The sequence below is a fragment of the uncultured Streptococcus sp. genome, from assembly GCF_915066115.1.
Classification (GTDB): domain Bacteria; phylum Bacillota; class Bacilli; order Lactobacillales; family Streptococcaceae; genus Streptococcus.
Genome location: NZ_CAJZDT010000130.1, coordinates 1 through 4987, shown reverse-complemented (window position 1 = coordinate 4987; position 4987 = coordinate 1). Strand labels below are relative to the sequence as shown.

The following is a 4987-nucleotide window of genomic DNA, read 5'->3' as shown; positions in this document are numbered from 1 at the left end:
CTGAAAGACACGAGACAAATACTTAGCCCGCTTTTCAGGTGAAAAATGCGTCACGTCCTCGCCCATGATACGGATACTTCCACTTGTTAAAGGTAAGGTACCTGCAATCGTGTTAAAAAGCGTTGACTTCCCAGCTCCATTTCCCCCTAAGATGGTAATAAAATCATGTTCGAAAATTTCAAGGGAAACATCATTCAGAATGATTTTTTCCTCATCAAAGCCATTCGTGATGACTTTGGTAGCATTTTTTAATTCTACAATTGCTGCCATTTGCTTAACTTGGCTCCTTTCAAGATTGTTTGCTTAAATGTTGGAATCATGAGGCAGACTGCTAAAATCACGGCACTGTATAGACGAAGGTAACTTGTGTTAAATCCAAGCGCGATAACAGCCCATACTAAGAATTGATAAGCGATAGAACCTACAACGATTGTAACCAAACGCTCTGCCAAGCTCAAACTCTTGAAGATAACTTCTCCAATAATCAAACTTGCAAGCCCCACAACGATAACCCCGATTCCTCGAGACACATCGGCATACCCTTCTTGCTGGGCAATGAGAGCTCCTGCAAGGGCAATCACCCCATTTGATAAGACCAAGCCCATGAGCTCCATGCGTCCAGTATGAATCCCGAAACTTCTAGCCATATCAGGATTGTCACCTGTAGCAATATAGGCCTGTCCAAGTTTAGTGTCCAAGAAAAAGAGCATGAGAGCAATGACAAGACTGACAAAGATAAGACCTGTCAAGAGTTGATTCAAGTCTGAATCAAAAGGTAAAACATCCTGAATTTGCTTAGTTCCAAGCAAGCCTAAATTCGCACGTCCCATAATCAAGAGCATGATAGAGTGACAAGAAGTCATCACCAAAATCCCTGAGAGCAAGGTTGGAATCTTTCCTTTTGTATAAAGAAGGCCTGCTGCCATTCCAGCCAAACAACCTGCTCCTACAGCAACAAGTGTCGCTAAAAAGGGATTTACACCTTTGGTTATCAGAGTGACAGCAACAGCTCCCCCAAGAGGGAAGGAACCTTCTGTCGTCATATCTGGAAAGTTTAAAATCCTAAATGTCATAAAGATTCCCAGACCTAAAATTGCCCAGACAAATCCTTGAGAAATAATAGATAATATCATCTGTTTCTTAACCTTTTCTATACGATTTCTTTTGTAAAAAATTGGAGGAGATGTCCCCAACTCCTCCATTGTAGATTATTCAATCACTTGTCCTGCTTCTTTGAGAACAGACTCAGGAATAGTAATACCTAGCTCTTGTGCCAATTTTTTGTTGATTACTGATTTACCAGTTGAAAAGACATTGACTGGAGTATCAGCTGGTTTAGCACCTTTCAAAACTTGCGCAATCATTTTACCAGTTGCCACACCAAGATCATGTTGGTCAACTACAACGGATGCCAAACCACCTGCTTCTACCATAGCAGTTGCGCTTGGGTAGATTGGTTTTTTAGCTGATTGGTTACTTGATACAACAGTTGAGAAGGCTGAAGCAATTGTGTTATCAATTGGAACCCAGATAGCATCAACCTTGCTAGTCATAACGTTAACTGTTGAAGCAATTTCGTTTGTTGAAGGAACCGCAAATGTTTCTACTGTCAAACCTGCTTTTTCAGCATAAGCCTTAAATTCTTCTACCTGTGTTTTTGAATTGTCTTCGCTGCTTGAGTAAAGAGCTCCGATAGTTTTCACATTTGGTGTCAAAGCCTTGATGAGTTCAACTTGTTGTTGGGCTGGGTTGTGGTCAGATACCCCTGTAATGTTGCCACCTGGTTTTTTCAAATCTTTGACCAAGTTAGCACCGATTGGGTCAGTAATAGCAGCCATGATAACCGGTAGGTCTTTTGTGGCACTAGCCAAACCTTGAGCAGCTGGTGTAGCAATACCAACTACAAGGTCATTCCCATTTGCAACCAATTGTTTACTCATTGTCGCAACCTTACTTTGGTCGCCTTCTGAGTTCATAAAGTCAATCTTCAACTGATCATCTTTATAACCTTCTTCTGCAAGTCCATCTTGAATCCCTTTATAAATTAAGTCAAGAGAGGGATGGCTCACAAACTGAAGGACACCAACTTTGGCAACTTTCTTTTCATTCTTAGCTTCTGGTTTATTCATTGAAGAGTAAATCAGACTTCCTGCTACTAAGACTGCTAATGCAGCGATAATTCCAATTAAACGTTTATTTTTCATTCTTTTTCTCCTTTTATTTCCTTTAAAATACTTCACTTATCTAATACTCTTCGAAAATCTCTTCAAACCACGTCAGCGTTGCCTTACCGTAGGTATATGATACTGACTCTGTCAGTTCTATCCACAACCTCAAAACAGTGTTTTGATCAGCATGCGGCTAGCTTCATAGTTTTGTTTTGTAGTTTCATTGAGTATAAACAAGTGACGCCATCGTCTTCTTTCCATTCTAACCTCCATCAAAAAAGTCCTCACACAAAAAACTTGTGTGAGGACGTCGATGCGCGGTACCACCTCAATTATAGGGTATTTCCCTATCGCTCTGTCTCGCAATAACGAGATGCACTGTAAGGTGTGCTCACCGAATTTTTATGATTTCAAATTCTAAATAACATTCAGCCCAATTTTCATCATCATCACTTATCTGTTTTCAGCTACCACAGACTCTCTAAAAAGTTTGAATGATTACTTTTCTGAATGTTTAAATTATATCATTTTTCAACTACTTGTCAAGACTCTTTGAGAATTTTTTTGAAATATTCAAAAACTTCCCCTATGAAAAAGAGGAAGTTTGAAAGGTATCAGCCAGAATTACGCAATCCTGTCGCAATTCCGTTGATGGTTGTATGGATTAATTTTTCTTGATCGCTTGATAATTCTCCACGACGTTGACGTTTAATCAACTCCAACTGGATATAGTTGAGAATATTAAAGTAAGGCATACGATAATCCAAACTTGCTTTTAGATATGGATTTTCAGCCAAGAGTTCGTCATACCCTTCGATAGCCAAGATAACTTCCTTGGTAACTTGCCATTCATTTAGAATAGTCTCATAGATTGCTTTTACTTGATCATCCTCACACAGTTTGGCATATTCAAAAGCAATGTTCATATTTGATTTCGACAAGACCATATCAACATTTGAAAGAAGTGACTGGAAGAAAGGCCAATTTTGGTACATATCTCGTAGGATAGCGATATTTTCTGGATTTTTATCAATAAATTCCTTGAAGCTTGATCCAACCCCATACCATCCAGGGAACATGACACGACTTTGCGACCATGAGAATACCCAAGGGATAGCACGTAAACCACCGATTTCAGTAATCGTCTTACGAGCAGCTGGACGTGAACCGATATTAAAGCTTGAAATAGCCTTGATTGGACTTGACTCAAAGAAATAATCATAAAAATGATCATTACCAAAGACCAAATCACGGTAGATATCATAACTGCGATCCACTACCTGATCCATAATAGCTTCATAACGATTGGATGTATTGGTGTCACTCTTCTTCTGCGTAATCATACGGTTAATGGCTGCAGATACTAGCATTTCAAGGTTATAGTAAGCAGCGTCTTTATTCCCGTACTTATTGCCAATTACTTCACCTTGCTCCGTCAAACGGATACGGTCCTTGATAGACTTAAGCGGTTGAGATGTGATAGCTTCATATGTTGGTCCACCACCACGACCAACAGTACCACCACGGCCATGGAAGAAGGTAACCTTAACACCAAATTCGTCTCCAATTGCAGTCAATTGTTGTTGAGCCTTGTAGAGGGTCCAACATGATGATAGATAACCACCATCTTTATTACTGTCAGAGTAGCCCAACATGATTTCTTGATAGTTATTGCGTGAAGCAATCCATTTCTTAGCCAGAGGAAGAGAAAGGTATTCTCTCATAGTTTCTTCTGAGTGGTCCAAGTCTTCGATTGTTTCAAAGAGAGGTACAATTTGAACACGGGCTCTTTCTTTATCAACCAGCCCTACTTCTTTTAGCAAGATAGCCAATTCCAGCATGTCTGATACGCTGGTTGCATGTGAAATGATGGTCTGACGAATAACATCGTCACCCAATTTATCTTTCAAATTACGAGCAGCCTTAAAGATAGCCAATTCTTTTTCAAGTAACTCTGATTTTTCAACATGAGTGGCAGAAAGAATACGTGGATCTTCCTCTAATTCTTTCAAGAGAAGCTGGCATTTTTCTTCTTCACTGAGTTCGCTATAACGAGAATGAATACCTGCTGATTTCAAGAGTTCAGCAACACAGGCCTCATGAACACTTGAATCTTGACGCATGTCGATAGAAGCCAAATAAAAACCAAAAATTTCAACTGCCTGAATCAGCTCAACAAAATCACCAGAAATCAGTGCTTCACCCTTGTTTTCCAAGAGGGAATCACGAATGGTAATTAAATCCTTATAAAAATCATTAGCTGTTTCATAGCGAGCTCCAACTTCCTTATCCTCAATCAAATAAGCTTTTGTCGCTTGGATTTTTGATTGAATATCAAACAAGGCACGACGATAAAGCTCTTTTTCACGGTAAATAGAATTATCCTTGGATTGACGAGCCATTTCTCTGACTTGCTTGCTCACATTGACAATACTGGTTGAGAGGGAGAATTCACGATAAAGTTGGTAAATCTTTTCATCATAGTAGTTCATGATGACTTCACACTGGGTCATGGCAGATTGTTTCAAGGTATCTGCTGTAACAAAGGGATTCCCATCACGGTCCCCACCAATCCACATTCCCATGGTAATCGGTTTTGGATGTTGGAGCTCGATGCCTTGTTCTTTAGCTAGTTTCTTATACTCAGCTGTCAAACGTGGAACAGCATTCAAGAATGAACTTTGATAGTACTCCATCACGTTGGTGATTTCGTTGGTTACTTTCAATTTCTTCTCACGAATCATGTCCGTTTGCATGATAATCTCAATATAACGACGGAGATCCGTGTGCCATTTTTCTTTGTTAATCAAACCTAGTTT

At 39.6% G+C, this 4987-nt stretch carries 4 protein-coding genes and 1 other annotated feature; all 4 genes read right to left on the bottom strand.

Features of this window, described 5'->3' with window-relative positions:
* Positions 1-270, bottom strand: a 270-nt coding sequence (locus QZ565_RS08160; protein ID WP_295528043.1) for an ATP-binding cassette domain-containing protein, incomplete at its 3' end; no start/stop codon positions are given.
* Positions 255-1133 carry an ABC transporter permease gene (locus tag QZ565_RS08155; protein WP_295528041.1) on the bottom strand — a complete coding sequence of 293 codons (879 nt, stop codon included), beginning with the start codon at positions 1131-1133 and terminating at the stop codon, positions 255-257. The genes QZ565_RS08155 and QZ565_RS08160, both read right to left, overlap by 16 nt.
* Positions 1134-1208: 75 nt before the next feature.
* Complete coding sequence (gene trpX, locus QZ565_RS08150) at positions 1209-2204, bottom strand: tryptophan ABC transporter substrate-binding protein (protein ID WP_004259575.1); 996 nt, start codon at positions 2202-2204, stop codon at positions 1209-1211.
* A gap of 264 nt (positions 2205-2468) precedes the next feature.
* Positions 2469-2686: a binding site (T-box leader), on the bottom strand.
* A 96-nt stretch (positions 2687-2782) separates the two neighbouring features.
* The coding region (ppc, locus tag QZ565_RS08145) for a phosphoenolpyruvate carboxylase (protein ID WP_295528037.1) at positions 2783-4987 on the bottom strand (2205 nt) is incomplete at its 5' end.

Bases quoted from the DNA above. Each gene is read 5' to 3' on its own strand.
- QZ565_RS08155 (WP_295528041.1), bottom strand. From the start codon at position 1,133: ATGATATTATCTATTATTTCTCAAGGATTTGTCTGGGCAATTTTAGGT.
- trpX (WP_004259575.1), bottom strand. From the start codon at position 2,204: ATGAAAAATAAACGTTTAATTGGAATTATCGCTGCATTAGCAGTCTTA.